Source organism: Pseudomonas sp. ES3-33 (genome assembly GCF_000952175.1).
GTDB lineage: Bacteria > Pseudomonadota > Gammaproteobacteria > Pseudomonadales > Pseudomonadaceae > Aquipseudomonas > Aquipseudomonas gregormendelii.
This window is the reverse complement of the sequence record NZ_JZRI01000062.1, coordinates 37,733-51,973: the sequence shown is the minus strand read 5'-3', so window position 1 is coordinate 51,973 and position 14,241 is coordinate 37,733. Positions and strand designations below refer to the sequence as shown.

At 59.3% G+C, this 14,241-nt stretch carries 16 protein-coding genes; 2 read left to right on the top strand and 14 right to left on the bottom strand.

Annotated elements, in window-relative coordinates; translation table 11 throughout:
- Positions 1–4: 4 nt before the first annotated feature.
- Genes UB23_RS11090 through UB23_RS11080 form a run of 3 tightly spaced genes read right to left on the bottom strand, consistent with a single transcriptional unit; the run spans position 5 to position 1,625 of the window.
- A complete protein-coding gene (locus tag UB23_RS11090; protein ID WP_045059361.1) occupies positions 5–718 on the bottom strand; it encodes a PilW family protein in 714 nt (237 codons plus the stop codon).
- On the bottom strand, positions 715–1,161 hold the full coding sequence (gene pilV, locus UB23_RS11085) for a type IV pilus modification protein PilV (RefSeq protein ID WP_045059360.1): 447 nt from the start codon (positions 1,159–1,161) through the stop codon (positions 715–717). The genes UB23_RS11090 and pilV overlap by 4 nt, the downstream gene beginning before the upstream one ends.
- Positions 1,158–1,625, bottom strand: coding sequence for a GspH/FimT family pseudopilin (locus UB23_RS11080; protein ID WP_045059359.1), 468 nt, complete (start codon positions 1,623–1,625; stop codon positions 1,158–1,160). Before UB23_RS11080 ends, pilV begins: the two co-directional genes overlap by 4 nt.
- A gap of 128 nt (positions 1,626–1,753) precedes the next feature.
- Between UB23_RS11080 and UB23_RS11075 the strand changes: the two genes are divergently transcribed.
- Positions 1,754–2,296 (top strand): GspH/FimT family pseudopilin, encoded by a 543-nt coding sequence (locus tag UB23_RS11075; RefSeq protein WP_045059419.1) that lies wholly within the window; start codon positions 1,754–1,756, stop codon positions 2,294–2,296.
- On the opposite strand, the gene ispH is transcribed toward UB23_RS11075, so the two are convergent.
- The 6 genes from ispH to murJ all read right to left on the bottom strand — a co-directional run bounded on the left by ispH (position 2,273) and on the right by murJ (position 9,751).
- The gene (ispH, locus tag UB23_RS11070) at positions 2,273–3,220 is read right to left on the bottom strand and encodes a 4-hydroxy-3-methylbut-2-enyl diphosphate reductase (RefSeq protein ID WP_045059418.1); all 948 of its coding nucleotides are present in this window, start codon (positions 3,218–3,220) and stop codon (positions 2,273–2,275) included. The two genes, UB23_RS11075 and ispH, sit on opposite strands and share 24 nt — an antisense overlap.
- Before the next feature lie 138 nt (positions 3,221–3,358).
- Positions 3,359–3,811, bottom strand: a complete 453-nt coding sequence (gene fkpB, locus UB23_RS11065) for an FKBP-type peptidyl-prolyl cis-trans isomerase (protein WP_045059358.1) — start codon at positions 3,809–3,811, stop codon at positions 3,359–3,361.
- Positions 3,804–4,316: a signal peptidase II gene (lspA, locus tag UB23_RS11060; protein ID WP_045059357.1), complete on the bottom strand. Its 513-nt coding sequence runs from the start codon at positions 4,314–4,316 to the stop codon at positions 3,804–3,806. The genes fkpB and lspA overlap by 8 nt, the downstream gene beginning before the upstream one ends.
- Positions 4,309–7,140, bottom strand: coding sequence for an isoleucine--tRNA ligase (gene ileS / locus UB23_RS11055; RefSeq protein ID WP_045059356.1), 2,832 nt, complete (start codon positions 7,138–7,140; stop codon positions 4,309–4,311). The genes lspA and ileS overlap by 8 nt, the downstream gene beginning before the upstream one ends.
- Positions 7,141–8,091 (bottom strand): bifunctional riboflavin kinase/FAD synthetase, encoded by a 951-nt coding sequence (gene ribF / locus UB23_RS11050; RefSeq protein ID WP_045059355.1) that lies wholly within the window; start codon positions 8,089–8,091, stop codon positions 7,141–7,143.
- A 121-nt stretch (positions 8,092–8,212) separates the two neighbouring features.
- Complete coding sequence (gene murJ / locus UB23_RS11045) at positions 8,213–9,751, bottom strand: murein biosynthesis integral membrane protein MurJ (protein ID WP_045059354.1); 1,539 nt, start codon at positions 9,749–9,751, stop codon at positions 8,213–8,215.
- A 252-nt stretch (positions 9,752–10,003) separates the two neighbouring features.
- On the opposite strand from murJ, the gene rpsT reads away from it, so the two are divergent.
- The gene (gene rpsT / locus UB23_RS11040) at positions 10,004–10,282 is read left to right on the top strand and encodes a 30S ribosomal protein S20 (protein ID WP_008154937.1); all 279 of its coding nucleotides are present in this window, start codon (positions 10,004–10,006) and stop codon (positions 10,280–10,282) included.
- Positions 10,283–10,453: 171 nt separating this feature from the next.
- Here the strand turns inward: rpsT and UB23_RS11035 are convergent, their stop codons facing one another.
- From UB23_RS11035 to rplU, 5 genes are all read right to left on the bottom strand, one after another.
- Positions 10,454–10,912 (bottom strand): CreA family protein, encoded by a 459-nt coding sequence (locus UB23_RS11035; protein WP_045059353.1) that lies wholly within the window; start codon positions 10,910–10,912, stop codon positions 10,454–10,456.
- Positions 10,913–10,924: 12 nt separating this feature from the next.
- Positions 10,925–12,043, bottom strand: coding sequence for a glutamate 5-kinase (gene proB / locus UB23_RS11030; RefSeq protein WP_045059352.1), 1,119 nt, complete (start codon positions 12,041–12,043; stop codon positions 10,925–10,927).
- A 137-nt stretch (positions 12,044–12,180) separates the two neighbouring features.
- Positions 12,181–13,404 (bottom strand): Obg family GTPase CgtA, encoded by a 1,224-nt coding sequence (gene cgtA / locus UB23_RS11025; protein WP_045059351.1) that lies wholly within the window; start codon positions 13,402–13,404, stop codon positions 12,181–12,183.
- 193 nt (positions 13,405–13,597) lie between these two features.
- Positions 13,598–13,855: a 50S ribosomal protein L27 gene (gene rpmA, locus UB23_RS11020; protein WP_003176049.1), complete on the bottom strand. Its 258-nt coding sequence runs from the start codon at positions 13,853–13,855 to the stop codon at positions 13,598–13,600.
- A 34-nt stretch (positions 13,856–13,889) separates the two neighbouring features.
- Positions 13,890–14,204 carry a 50S ribosomal protein L21 gene (gene rplU / locus UB23_RS11015; protein ID WP_003176051.1) on the bottom strand — a complete coding sequence of 105 codons (315 nt, stop codon included), beginning with the start codon at positions 14,202–14,204 and terminating at the stop codon, positions 13,890–13,892.
- Between the last annotated feature and the right edge of the window lie 37 nt (positions 14,205–14,241).

Below are 14,241 nucleotides of genomic sequence, written 5' to 3'. Positions count from 1 at the left end.
TCTCTCATTGCAGGCGATTGCGCAAGGCGGCAACCACGTTGAAGGTTTGATCACGTACCCTTTTTTCAGGGTCGGTAAGGGTCAACGTCAGGCGCACGCTGCGAATACGCGCCGGGTCAGAGGGGTTACTGCTGTAGCTGGAAGCGGCCACTTCGCTGGCAGAGCTGGCGAGGCCGAAGCTGACGTCGAAGGCACTGACATTGTCCACCAGTACGAATTGGGTGGGCGTACCACCATGTACGCCCATCGTCAGCTGTCCGTTTTTCAGGCTGTAGACAAGTCGCCGGATCGGAAACGCCAACTGCCCCGCTACCGGGGCCTTCGCCTGACTGTAGGCCGTGGCGCTGTTTCGACAATCGGAAATCACTGTCCAGGTGGGCGCTCCACCATTTACGCCGACATCGCCAGTCACCAGCGTGAGCTTGAGGTTGGTGCTGTCCCAGCTGATGGGCGTGATCTGGCTGGCACTGAAGTCGCTCGAAGAACTGGAATCCGTGATGATCCCGAGGCAACCGAACATGCCGACCATGCGAATTTCCTGAATCATTTTGCCCAGCACGAACCGGGCGTCTTCCTGCATGTTGGAGGCGTTGTTCTGACTGACGTAAGTGTTCTTGGCGGCGATAAAAATCTGCGCCACGCCCAGGACAACCACCAGGCTCAACGCGAGGGCGATCAATAGCTCGATCAGGCCAAAACCTTTTTGAGCGCGATTCATGGCGTTGATACCGGGTCGACGGTGGCGCGACTGGTTAATACAAAACTGCGGCGAGTGTTGGTATTGGCGGCGCGTGAGTCATCCCAGGTGATCGTGATGGTGTACACCCGTTGGCTCAAGGCAATGGTACCCGTGGCAGTGGCACCCAAGGCGCTGGCGATGTTGCCGGTGAAGTCGAAAAGGTCCTGATCCCGGGCCACGCTCAGGTTGCCCGAGGTCGGGGGCGTGATCGTATAATCGGCGCCGGAGTTGGCGCGAATGCGGTCCATCATGTCGTAGGCAATGAAGCTCGCCTGGCTGGTCATCCGCGAACTGTCGGTGTACTTCAGGGCATTGAGCTGAATCGCCGCTGCGCCCAATAGCCCCACGGTCAGAATCAACACTGCAACCAGCACCTCGATCAGCGTCATGCCCTCCTGGGCACGCTTGCTCCCTTGCCTCATCCGCAGTTTCCACCCAATAGAATACGTCCGTTCAAACACACATTCAGCGTTCGGCTCTGTGCCCCCAGCACATAAGTGATCGCCACTGCAGTAGCAGGTGCCGCCAGCCCGCCCAGGTTATTGAAACTGATGGCGGTCACTCCTGAGGTTAGCGCCAGACTCGCCCCGCTGCTCATTGCAGGAACAACCCGCAATACATTGGCTGGCGAGCTGGAAATGTCGGAAACCGTCAATTCGCCGGTCCATGCGCCGCCTTTCGGAAGAACCTGAGTGGTAATGCCTCGGTCAATCGCCTCCAGCCTCGCGTAACTCAGGGCCCGTCGCAGGTCCCCAACCTCGGTGTCGGCCTTGGTACGTTGCACTGAACTGGTAAACGCCGGAACGGCCATGGTGATCAGGATCAGAAAAATGGCCAGTGCAACCAGCAACTCGATCAGCGTGAAACCTTTTGTACCACGATCCATCAGTGCCCTCCGTTGCCGTCGGCTATACCTGCTGCTACACGCTAGAACATTCAGCCGCAAGATGTTCGGTTGTTTTGCCTTCACTCGCGCAGGGAATGCGCATGATCACACTCCAGGGACGCAATGACATGCATCAGCGAGGCTTCAGCCTGGTCGAATTGCTTATGGGACTGACGATCGCCGGGATTGTTCTGGCGTTGGTCACCCCGGTGTACGCGACGCTCACCGAGTCAATTTATCGCGAAGAGGCGGCGAAGTCGCTGGTCGGTGGCTTGCGCAGCGCGCGAAGCGAGGCAATCACCCGCAGCCAGACCATCATGATCCACGGTATTAACGGCGATTGGAGCCAGGGATGGCGAATCATTGTCGATGCCAGCAGCCAGGGCTATGAAGACAGCAGCAATCCACTGCTGGTCGAACGTCAGGGTAGCGCAGGTACAAAGGTGGTCGGCAACAAGAATGTCAAAAGCGCGATACGGTTCAGCCATCTTGGCGAACCGCTGCAAGGCGGCTTTCAAGCGGGGACGTTGCATGTGTGCGCGTCACGCGAGCCGGTCAGCCAGTATCAGGTGGTACTGGCCTCAACCGGTCGAGTCAGCCTTCGCAGCAACAAGCTGCAACAGGCCCTCTGCGTCGGCGCAGAAGATTCAGAGCAGGGAGCGGACGCGTAATTCCTTGGGCATGGAGAACGTCACATTCTCCTCACGACCTGCCAATTCGTCGGCACCGGTAGCGCCCCACGCCTCCAACTGCTGGATCACACCGCGCACCAGCACTTCCGGTGCCGAAGCGCCTGCGGTGATGCCTATCCGCTGAACGCCGTCGAACCAGCTTTTTTGCAGGTCCTCGGCGCCGTCGATCAGATAGGCCGGAGTGGCCATGCGTTCAGCCAGTTCACGCAAGCGATTGGAGTTGGAGCTGTTCGGGCTGCCCACGACCAACACCACGTCGCACTCATCGGCCAGTTGTTTGACCGCATCCTGGCGGTTTTGCGTCGCGTAGCAGATATCGTCCTTGCGCGGACCACCGATCGCCGGGAAACGCGCTCGCAGGGCATCGATGACCCGGCTGGTATCGTCCATGGACAAGGTGGTCTGGGTCACGAATGCAAGCTTCCCGGGATCACGCACCTGCAAGTTCGCGACGTCTTCTTCGTCTTCGACCAGGTAGATCGCGCCCCCATTCGTGCCGTCATACTGGCCCATGGTGCCTTCGACTTCCGGGTGCCCGGCGTGGCCAATCAGAATGCACTCACGACCGTCGCGGCTATAACGCGCCACTTCGATGTGAACCTTGGTCACCAGCGGACAAGTGGCATCGAACACTTTCAGGCCACGGCCGGCGGCTTCGGTACGCACAGCCTGGGATACGCCGTGGGCACTGAAGATCACGATGACGTCGTCGGGCACCTGTTCGAGTTCCTCGACGAAAATGGCTCCGCGGGCGCGCAGGTCTTCGACCACGAATTTGTTGTGGACAACTTCGTGGCGCACGTAGATCGGTGGCCCGAAGACTTCCAGGGCGCGATTGACGATTTCAATCGCACGGTCCACACCGGCGCAGAAGCCACGGGGGTTGGCGAGTTTGATTTGCATGCTGTGCCTCGTGTCTTGCCCTGTAGGAGCGAGCTTGCTCGCGAAAAACGAGCAGGCACCGCGTACATCCAGGATGTAAGCGTTATCGTTGACGACCATCGCGAGCAAGCTCGCTCCTACAGAAAGCCGATTTGTTAGTTACAGCGATACGACGCTGATGATCTCGACGTCAAAGGTCAAGGTCTTGCCCGACAGCGGGTGATTGAAGTCGATGGTCACCTGCTCGTCATCGAACTCTTTTACCACGCCTGGCAGTTCGGTATTGGCCGCATCGTTGAAGATCACCAGCAAACCTAGCGACAGGTCCATGTCCTGGAACTGCGAGCGCGGGATGACCTGCACATTCTGCGGGTTTGGCTGGCCAAACGCGTTTTCCGGTGCAATCGCCAGCGTGCGCTTGTCACCAGCCTTGAAGCCGAACAGCGCCGCTTCAAAACCCGGCAACAAATTGCCATCGCCCACCTTGAAGGTCGCCGGGGCTTTGTCGAAGGTGCTGTCGACGGTGTCGCCGTTCTCCAGGCGCAGGGCGAAGTGCAAAGTGACTTCGGTGTTCTGGCGGATGCGTTGCTCAGCCAATACGTGCTCAGTCATGAACGGCTTCTCCGGTCTTTTTACTTTTGAACATATCCAGCGCCAGCATCACGGCACCGACAGTGATGGCACTGTCGGCGAAATTGAATGCAGGGAAGTACCAGCGGTTCTGCCAGTGCACCAGGATGAAATCGATCACATGGCCATAAGCAATGCGGTCATACAAATTGCCCAACGCGCCACCCAGCACCAGTGCCAGGGCGACTGCCAGCCAGGTCTCGTTGCGTCCCAGACGCTTGAGCCACACGACCAGCACTGCACTGACCACGATAGCGATCAGGGCAAACAACCAGCGCTGCCAGCCGGAGCTATCAGCCAGGAAGCTGAACGCCGCGCCAGTGTTGTAGGCCAGGGTCCAGCTGAAGTAATCAGGGATCACCACGATTTGCTGGTACATGCTCAGGGAGCCTTCGAAGTAGAACTTGCTGGCCTGGTCAATCACCAGGACCAGCAAGCTCAACCACAGCCAGCCCAGCCGTCCGAAACGGCCAACGGCGTTAGGCATAGTGACGAACCTCGCCAGCGCCGCTGATGTTATCAACGCAACGGCCACAGATTTCCGGATGCTCCGGGTTCACGCCGACGTCTTCGCGGCAGTGCCAGCAACGGGCGCACTTGGCGAAGGCGGACTTGACGATCTTCAGTTTCAGGCCACTGACTTCGGTGACTACCGCGTCCGCCGGGGCCTGGACAAAAGGCGCCACGCTGGCGGTCGAGGTGATCAGGACGAAGCGCAGTTCGTTGCTCAGTTGGGCCAGGTCTGCGCTCAGCGCGTCTTCGGCAAACAGGGTCACTTCGGCCTGCAGGTTGCCACCGACGGCCTTGGCCGCACGCTGGATTTCCATTTCCTTGTTGACCGCCACCTTCACCGCCATGATCCGCTCCCAGTAGGCGCGACCCAGTTCGACGTTGTCCGGCAGCTCGGTCAGGCCTTCGTACCAGGTGTTGAGCATCACCGATTCGTTGCGCTCGCCCGGCAGGTATTCCCACAGTTCGTCGGCGGTAAACGCGAGAATCGGCGCGATCCAGCGCACCAGCGCTTCGGAGATGTGGTACAGCGCGGTTTGCGCCGAACGACGGGCCTTGCTGTTGGCGCCAGTGGTGTACTGGCGGTCCTTGATGATGTCGAGGTAGAAACCGCCCAGCTCCTGCACGCAGAAGTTGTGGATCTTGGAGTAGACGTTCCAGAAACGGTATTCGCCGTAATGCTCTTGCAGCTCGCGTTGCAGCAGCAAGGTACGGTCCACGGCCCAACGGTCCAGCGCCAGCATGTCTTCGGCCGGGAGGATGTCGGTGGCCGGGTTGAAACCGGTCAGGTTGGAAAGCAGGAAGCGCGCGGTGTTACGGATGCGCCGGTAGGCGTCCGCACTGCGTTGCAGGATCTGCTCGGAAACCGCCATTTCACCCGAGTAATCGGTGGAAGCCACCCACAGGCGCATGATGTCGGCGCCCAGGGTGTCGTTGACCTTTTGCGGCGCGATCACGTTGCCCAGGGATTTGGACATCTTGCGACCGGACTCGTCGACGGTGAAGCCATGGGTCAGCAGCTCGCGGTACGGCGCGTGATTGTCGATGGCGCAACCGGTCAGCAGCGACGAGTGGAACCAGCCACGGTGTTGGTCCGAGCCTTCCAGATACAGGTCGGCACGCGGGCCGCTCTCGTGGCCCATCGGGTGCGAACCGCGCAGGACGTGCCAGTGCGTGGTGCCCGAATCGAACCAGACGTCGAGGGTGTCGCTGATCTTGTCGTACTGCGGCGCTTCATCACCGAGCAACTCGGCAGCGTCCATCTTGAACCAGGCTTCGATACCTTCGACTTCGACGCGCTTGGCGACTTCTTCCATGAGCTCGGAAGTCCGTGGGTGCAGCTCGCCGCTTTCCTTGTTCAGGAAGAACGGGATCGGCACGCCCCAGTTGCGCTGGCGGGAGATGCACCAGTCCGGACGGTTGGCGATCATCGAGTGAAGGCGCGCCTGGCCCCAGGCCGGAACGAACTTTGTTTCCTCGATGGCCTTGATTGCCCGCTTGCGCAGGGTGTCGCCGGTCACTGGCTCTTTGTCCATGCCGATGAACCACTGCGCGGTAGCGCGGTAGATCAGCGGGGTCTTGTGCCGCCAGCAGTGCATGTAGCTGTGTTCGATGATGGTGGTGTGCAGCAGCGCACCGACTTCGGTCAGCTTGTCGACGATTGCCGGGTTGGCCTTCCAGATGAACTGGCCGCCGAAGAATTCCAGCGCCGGAACGTACACGCCGTTGCTCTGAACCGGGTTGAGGATGTCGTCGTTGACCATGCCGTATTTCTTGCAGGTCACGAAGTCGTCCACGCCGTAGGCCGGGGCGGAGTGAACCACGCCGGTGCCAGCGCCCAGTTCCACGTACTCGGCCAGGTAAACGGGCGACAGACGATCGTAGAACGGGTGACGGAAGTTGATCAGTTCCAGTTCTTTACCGGTGGTGGTCGCAATGACCGAACCTTCCAGGCTGTAGCGGGCCAGGCACGACTCGACCAGCTCTTCAGCCAGCACCAGCAGCTTGTCGCCGACGTCGACCAGGGCGTAGTTGAATTCCGGGTGAACGTTAAGCGCCTGGTTGGCCGGGATGGTCCACGGGGTGGTGGTCCAGATCACGATCGAAGCCGGCTTGCCCAACGATGGCAGACCGAAAGCGGCAGCCAACCTGGCTTCATCGGCAATCGGGAACGCCACATCGATGGTCGACGACTTTTTGTTCTCGTACTCGACTTCCGCTTCGGCCAGGGCCGAACCACAGTCGAAGCACCAGTTCACAGGCTTCAAGCCCTTGAACACGAAGCCGCCCTTGACGATTTCAGCGAGGGCGCGGATTTCACCGGCCTCGTTCTTGAAATCCATGGTCTTGTACGGGTTGGCGAAGTCGCCCAGCACGCCCAGACGGATGAATTCGGACTTCTGGCCTTCGATCTGCTCGGTGGCGTAGGCACGGCACAGTTCGCGGGTCTTGTCCGCGCCCAGGTTCTTGCCGTGGGTCACTTCGACTTTGTGCTCGATCGGCAGGCCATGGCAGTCCCAGCCCGGAACGTAAGGCGCGTCGAAGCCCGACAGGGTCTTCGAGCGGATGATCATGTCCTTGAGAATCTTGTTCAGCGCATGACCGATGTGAATCGTGCCGTTGGCGTACGGAGGACCGTCGTGAAGCACGAACTTCGGACGATCCTTGCCAATCTCGCGCAACTTACCGTACAGGCCAATGCTGTCCCAGCGCTGCAGAATTTGCGGTTCGCGCTGAGGCAGGCCGGCCTTCATTGGGAAGGCGGTGTCCGGAAGGTTTAGCGTGGCTTTATAGTCGGTCATTTAAGGCTCTTCATTAGCGATTGGCGCTAGGTGCGACAGGGCACGGGCGGCGGCAACATCCGCATTGATTGCCGTCTTAAGCGCCTCCAGAGAGGCGAAACGCTGCTCTTCACGCAGCTTGTGGTGGAAGACCACCGTCAAACGCCGGTCATACAGATCGCCGGCAAAATCTAAAAGATGAACCTCGAGATGGGCTTTGCCATCCCCCTGGACCGTGGGGCGCACACCGATATTGGCGACGCCGGGCCAGGTTTTGCCGTCGATATCGACATTGACCAGGTACACCCCGGTCAATGGAACACGACGACGCTTGAGCTGAATGTTGGCCGTGGGCGTACCCAGTTGGCGCGCCAGCTTCTGGCCGTGCAAGACCCGCCCGGCGATACGGAACGGCCGGCCGAGCAGCCGTTCAGCCAGGGCGAAATCGGCGGCGGCCAGCGCATTGCGAACCTGGGTGCTGCTGACGCGAATACCTTCAAGCTCCACGGTTTGTGCCGCCTCGACGGTAAAACCGTGAACCAGCCCGGCTTGCTGCAGGAATTCGAAATCGCCGATGCGATCACAGCCAAACCGGAAATCATCGCCGACCTCCAGGTGCTGCACGCCAAGCCCGTCCACCAGGATGGTTTCGACGAACTCGCTGGCGCTGAGCTTGCTCAGCCGCTGGTTAAAGGCCAGGCACAGGACCCGGTCGACGCCTTCGTCGGCCAACAGCTGCAGTTTGTCCCGCAGCCGGGCCAGACGGGCCGGGGCCGTGTCCGGGGCGAAAAACTCCCTGGGCTGCGGCTCGAAAATCACCACGCAGCTGGGCACGCCCAACTCGAGCGCACGCTCACGCAGCCTCGCCAGGATTGCCTGGTGGCCACGGTGAACACCGTCAAAGTTGCCAATAGTGGCGACACAGCCCCGATGCCGGGGGCGCAGGTTGTGGAGGCCTCGAACCAGCTGCATAACGCGCTTCTTGCTCATAAAGTGGTCGATTATAACCACACCCGGCGGCCGACGACAGGCAACACCGTAACCAAAGTCATCAAGCCGACCAAAACACCGGCTCGCCCCTGTTCTTGCGTCCTCAGCTGAGCGCCCTGCGGTTGAAGTCACGCAAACGGAAGCCCAGCACAAACAACATGCCGAAATAAGCGATCACACCGGCGGCGACCAACGCCCCCAGGCGCAGGAAGCGTTCCAGCATATGCCCCTGATCCCAGACCGGCATGAAATGCATGCCCGCCAGCAACACGGCGGACATGACCAGCACGGCCACTACCAGCTTCAGGGCGAACGCCCCCCAACCAGGTTGCGGCTGATACATCTGCTGCTTGCGCAGCTGGTAAAACAGCAGGCCGGCGTTGATGCAGGCGCCGGCGCTGATGGCCAGGGCCAGTCCGGCATGCGCCAACGGCCCGATCAGCACCAAGTTGAACAACTGCGTGATGATCAGGGTAAAAATCGCGATTTTCACCGGGGTACGGATGTTTTGTTGCGCATAAAAGCCCGGCGCCAGCACCTTGATCACAATAATGCCCATTAGACCGACGGAATAGGCGATCAGGGCGCGCTGGGTCATGGACGCATCAAACGCCGTGAACTGGCCATATTGGAACAACGACACGGTCAACGGCTCGGCGAGGATACCCAGCGCCAGGGAGCACGGCAGCACCAGCACGAAGCACAGGCGCAGGCCCCAATCGAGAATCCGCGAATACTCCTGGCGGTCCTTGCTGGCGTATGTCTTGGCCAGGGTTGGCAGCAAAATCGTGCCCAGCGCCACGCCCAGCACACCGGATGGCAACTCCATCAAGCGGTCGGCGTAATACATCCAGGACACCGAACCGGCCACCAGGAACGAGGCGAAGATGGTGTTGATGATCAGCGAGATCTGGCTCACCGACACCCCCAGGATTGCCGGCAACATCTGCTTCATCACCCGCCACACGCCGGTATCGCGCAGGCTCAGGCGCGGCAGCACGAGCATGCCGATCTTTTTCAGGTGCGGCAGTTGATACAGCAACTGCGCCAGGCCACCGACCAGCACTGCCCAGCCGAGCGCCATGACCGGCGGATCGAAGTACGGCGTGAGGAACACCGCAAAGATGATCATGCTGACATTGAGCAGCGTCGGTACGAAAGCCGGCACCGAGAAACGGTTGTAGGTATTGAGAATCGCGCCGGCCAGCGAAGACAACGAGATGAGCAGAATATAGGGGAACGTCACCCGCAAAAGGCTGGTGGTGAGCTCGAATTTTTCCGGGGTGTCGGTGAAACCGGGGGCCGTCGCCCAGATAACCCAGGGCGCGGCGAGCATACCCAAGGCCGTAACCAGCGCCAGCACCAGGGTCAGCAGGCCCGAAACGTAGGCAATGAACGTGCGGGTCGCCTCCTCGCCCTTCTGGCTTTTGTATTCGGCAAGAATTGGCACGAAAGCCTGGGAAAACGCGCCCTCGGCGAAGATCCGGCGCAGCAGATTGGGCAGCTTGAACGCGATAAAGAAGGCATCAGTCGCCATTCCGGCGCCGAATGTGCGTGCGATAAGCGTGTCACGAACGAATCCCAGAACCCGGGAAACCATTGTGATAGAGCTGACGGCGGCCAACGATTTGAGCAGATTCATTGAAAGAGTTTGTGCCTGTCGATAAACAGCAGGCGAACAAAGCGCCTACTTATGCGATACTCCGCGCCGCAGCAGCACAGAGCCAAAGCTCGCGAGTTTACAGGTCAAGCGCCGGAAATAAATATCCCGCCTCTTTATACCTACCACTTAGCGGAACGTTTCAACCGCCCTTGACAAGACATCAACTCATCGGCATGATTCGCGGCCTATTTTGTTTGCTATTTCCTAAAAAGTCTTTCGAGGAGCTCGACGGTGGCCAACACACCTTCCGCCAAAAAACGTGCAAAACAGGCTGAGAAGCGTCGCAGCCACAACGCCAGCCTGCGTTCCATGGTTCGTACCTACATCAAGAATGTAGTTAAGGCCATCGACGCAAAAGACGCTGAAAAAGCTCAAGCTGCTTACGTTCTGGCCGTGCCAGTTATCGACCGTATGGCCGATAAAGGCATCATCCACAAGAACAAGGCTGCTCGTCATAAGAGCCGCCTGAACGGTCACGTCAAGGCTCTGAACCTTGCTGTTGCCGCTTAAGCGATAAGCTTGTTGAAAAACCGACCTCAGGGTCGGTTTTTTATTGCCTGCGATTTGATGGGAGCGCAAAAAAAACTGCAGCAGCGAGCTTGCTCGCGAAGGTCGTCAACTATTACGTGTGCCGCCTGAATGTACGCGGCGCACTCTGGTTTTTCGCGAGCAAGCTCGCTCCTACTGGGCCCACGGCAGGATCGGGATAGCCGTCACCGCATTCTGCGGACTGCCTTCGATCAGGCGATCGCTGTAGACCAGATACACCAGGGTATTGCGCTTCTTGTCGAGGAAACGCACCACCTGCATGGTCTTGAATACCAGCGAGGTGCGCTCCTTGAACACCTCATCGCCATCCTTCAACTCACCCTTGAAGCTGATCGGCCCGACCTGGCGGCAGGCGATAGACGCCTCAGCGCGATCCTCCGCCAATCCCAGCCCACCCTTCACTCCGCCAGTCTTGGCGCGCGACAGGTAGCAAGTCACGCCCTCAACCTTCGGATCATCAAACGCCTCGACGACGATGCGGTCGTTCGGGCCGACGATCTTGAACACCGTCGACACCTGGCCAATCTCTTCGGCCGAGGCCAGCAGCGGCATCGCCAACAGCAGACCCAACAATCCTTTTGCCACACGCATTCGAATATTCCCTCAGACCAGAATCAGGTTATCGCGGTGAACCAGCTCCGGCTCCGCCATGTAACCCAATAGACCGACAATCGCCTCAGACGACTGACCAATGATTTTTTGTGCCTCCAGCGCGCTGTAGTTGGCCAGGCCGCGGGCGATCTCACGACCATCCGGCGCTACGCACACCACCATTTCGCCGCGCCGGAAACTGCCCTGCACCCGCTTGACACCCACCGGCAGCAAACTCTTGTTGCCCTGGGACAAAGCGGTCACCGCACCCGCGTCCAGCACCAGGGTGCCACGGGTTTGCAGATGCCCGGCCAGCCACTGCTTGCGCGCCGCCAGCATGCCGCGCTCAGGTGACAACAACGTGCCAATGCGCTCGCCCGCCTTCAGACGATCCAGCACGCGCTCGATACGCCCGCCAACAATAATGGTGTGAGCACCAGAGCGCGCGGCCAGTCGTGCGGCACGCAACTTGGTTTGCATGCCGCCACGACCCAGGGCACCACCCGTGCCGCCAGCAACCGCATCCAGCGCCGGATCATCGGCCCGCGCCTCGTAGATAAGGTTGGCATCGGGGTTGTTGCGCGGATCAGCGTCGAACATACCGTCGCGATCAGTCAGGATCACCAGCAGATCAGCCTCGACCAGATTGGCCACCAGCGCCGCCAGGGTGTCGTTGTCGCCGAAACGGATTTCATCAGTGACCACGGTGTCGTTTTCATTGATCACCGGGATGACTTTCAGCTCGACCAATGCACGCAAGGTACTGCGGGCGTTGAGGTAGCGCTTGCGGTCGGACAGGTCGTCGTGGGTCAGGAGGATCTGCGCGGTGTGCCTGCCATGCTCGGCGAAGCTCGACTCCCACGCCTGCACCAGGCCCATCTGGCCGATGGCAGCCGCCGCCTGGAGCTCGTGCATGGCACTGGGTCGTACGTTCCAGCCCAGGCGACTCATCCCCGCTGCTACCGCCCCTGAGGACACCAGCACCAGCTCAACGCCAGCCTCATGCAAAGCCACCATCTGCTCGACCCAGACACCCATTGCCGCGCGATCCAGGCCCTTGCCATCCGCCGTCAGCAAAGCGCTGCCGATCTTCACGACCCAACGCTGCGCACCTGTCACCTTGCTCCGCATCATCTTCAACCTTAGCTTGAGGACAGCGCGACCTGGCACTGCCCGTGACGTTATTCGTGGTTATTCGTGACCAACAATCGATTTCCAGATACTAAAACGCCGCTCGATTGAGCGGCGTTCAAGTTTATAGCAACAGATCAGTCGCGCACGTAAATGATTTCCGGACCGTCTTCATCATCCACGTCTTCTTCGTCCCAATCATCGTCACCGATATCATGGACCGACTTCACGCCGCTGCGACGCAGGGCGCGCTGGTCATCCAGAGCCTGCAGCTGGGCACGGGCTTCGTCTTCGATGCGCTGATCGAGCTCGGCCAGCTCTTCCTTGTAGGCTGGATCATTGGCCAGACGATCTGCACGATCTTCCATGTAACGCATGATGTCATGGCAAAGGCGCTCGGTGCCCAGCTTGGAAATGGCGGAAATCACGTAAACCGGACCCGTCCACTCCAGGCGATCAACGATCTCCTTGACGCGCTCATCATGCTCCTCTTCAAGAATCTGGTCGCACTTGTTCAGCACCAGCCAGCGATCACGCTCCGCCAGGGACGGGCTGAATTTGGTCAGCTCGCTGACGATCACTTCAGCAGCATCCGGAGCACTGGCGTCATCCAGCGGCGCCATGTCCACGAGATGCAGCAGCAGACGGGTACGCGACAAGTGCTTGAGGAAGCGAATCCCCAGGCCAGCACCGTCGGAAGCACCTTCGATCAGACCCGGAATGTCCGCAACCACAAAACTTTTCCAGCGATCGACACTGACCACACCCAGGTTCGGTACCAGCGTGGTGAACGGGTAGTCGGCGACTTTCGGCTTGGCGGCCGAAACCGAGCGGATGAAAGTACTTTTGCCAGCATTCGGCAGACCCAGCAGGCCCACGTCAGCCAACACCTTCATCTCCAGCTTCAGGTCACGCGCCTCACCCGGCTTGCCCGGAGTGGTCTGGCGCGGAGCACGGTTGGTACTGGATTTGAAACGGGTGTTACCCAGACCGTGCCAGCCACCATGAGCCACCAGCAGTTTCTGGCCAGCCTTGGTCAGGTCGCCAATGACTTCCTGGGTCGCCGAATCGATAACCGTCGTGCCTACCGGAACGCGCAGCACCAGCTCTTCACCTTTCTTGCCGGTGCAGTCGGTGCTGCCACCATTGGAGCCACGCTCAGCATCGAAGTGGCGGGTGTAGCGGTAGTCCACCAGGGTGTTGAGGTTTTCGTCGGCGACCATGTAGACCGAGCCGCCATCACCACCGTCACCGCCGTTAGGACCACCATTCTCAATGAATTTTTCGCGACGGAAGCTCATGCAACCGTTGCCGCCGTCACCGGCCTTTACTCGAATCGATACTTCATCAACAAACTTCATAACAAAACGCCTCTCGTCATGCGGACGAGCCGAAAAAATCCAGACATAAGACTCTTGCAAAAATGAGCGCAGCGACCTCAATCAACGACCGCAAATCCAGCGCTGGAGCTCATTACAAACAGCTTTGCAAGAGACTCACCCCACAAACGAAAAAGCCCCGTCGCGAGACAGGGCTTTTCCAGCGATCGCGCAATTAAGCGGCGACAACGCTCACGTAACGGCGGTTGAAAGCGCCCTTTACTTCAAACTTGATCACGCCTTCGATTTTCGCGAAGAGGGTGTGATCCTTACCCATGCCAACGCCATAACCGGCGTGGAATTGGGTGCCGCGCTGACGCACGATGATGTTGCCCGGAATGATCTTCTGGCCGCCATACATCTTCACGCCAAGGCGTTTGGCTTCTGAGTCGCGACCGTTACGGGTACTACCACCAGCTTTTTTGTGTGCCATGAGTCAATTCTCCTAGTGAGGAATTAGGCTGAAATTAAGCCTGAATACCGGTGATTTTGATCTCGGTGTACCACTGGCGGTGGCCCATACGCTTCATGTGGTGCTTACGACGACGGAACTTGATGATACGGACTTTATCGTGACGACCTTGGGAGATCACTTCAGCCACAACGGTAGCGCCAGCAACAACTGGAGCGCCGATATTCACGTCGTCGCCATTGGCAACCAACAGAACGCGATCAAAAGTAACGGATTCGCCGGTAGCGATTTCCAGTTTTTCGATCTTCAGGTATTCACCTGGAGCAACTTTGTACTGCTTGCCACCAGTAACGATTACTGCATAAGACATGGTATTTCTCCGATAATCCTGCTCACCCAGCTCTTTA

Excerpts from the sequence above, each read along its gene's own strand:
- ispH (WP_045059418.1), bottom strand. The coding sequence starts at position 3,220 with ATGCAAATCAAACTCGCCAACCCCCGTGGCTTCTGCGCCGGTGTGGAC.
- fkpB (WP_045059358.1), bottom strand. The coding sequence starts at position 3,811 with ATGACTGAGCACGTATTGGCTGAGCAACGCATCCGCCAGAACACCGAA.
- rpmA (WP_003176049.1), bottom strand. The coding sequence starts at position 13,855 with ATGGCACACAAAAAAGCTGGTGGTAGTACCCGTAACGGTCGCGACTCA.
- lspA (WP_045059357.1), bottom strand. The coding sequence starts at position 4,316 with ATGCCTAACGCCGTTGGCCGTTTCGGACGGCTGGGCTGGCTGTGGTTG.
- ribF (WP_045059355.1), bottom strand. The coding sequence starts at position 8,091 with ATGCAGCTGGTTCGAGGCCTCCACAACCTGCGCCCCCGGCATCGGGGC.
- UB23_RS11035 (WP_045059353.1), bottom strand. The coding sequence starts at position 10,912 with ATGCGTGTGGCAAAAGGATTGTTGGGTCTGCTGTTGGCGATGCCGCTG.
- rplU (WP_003176051.1), bottom strand. The coding sequence starts at position 14,204 with ATGTCTTATGCAGTAATCGTTACTGGTGGCAAGCAGTACAAAGTTGCT.
- UB23_RS11075 (WP_045059419.1), top strand. The coding sequence starts at position 1,754 with ATGCATCAGCGAGGCTTCAGCCTGGTCGAATTGCTTATGGGACTGACG.
- murJ (WP_045059354.1), bottom strand. The coding sequence starts at position 9,751 with ATGAATCTGCTCAAATCGTTGGCCGCCGTCAGCTCTATCACAATGGTT.
- UB23_RS11090 (WP_045059361.1), bottom strand. The coding sequence starts at position 718 with ATGAATCGCGCTCAAAAAGGTTTTGGCCTGATCGAGCTATTGATCGCC.
- pilV (WP_045059360.1), bottom strand. The coding sequence starts at position 1,161 with ATGAGGCAAGGGAGCAAGCGTGCCCAGGAGGGCATGACGCTGATCGAG.
- UB23_RS11080 (WP_045059359.1), bottom strand. The coding sequence starts at position 1,625 with ATGGATCGTGGTACAAAAGGTTTCACGCTGATCGAGTTGCTGGTTGCA.
- ileS (WP_045059356.1), bottom strand. The coding sequence starts at position 7,140 with ATGACCGACTATAAAGCCACGCTAAACCTTCCGGACACCGCCTTCCCA.
- cgtA (WP_045059351.1), bottom strand. The coding sequence starts at position 13,404 with ATGAAGTTTGTTGATGAAGTATCGATTCGAGTAAAGGCCGGTGACGGC.
- proB (WP_045059352.1), bottom strand. The coding sequence starts at position 12,043 with ATGCGGAGCAAGGTGACAGGTGCGCAGCGTTGGGTCGTGAAGATCGGC.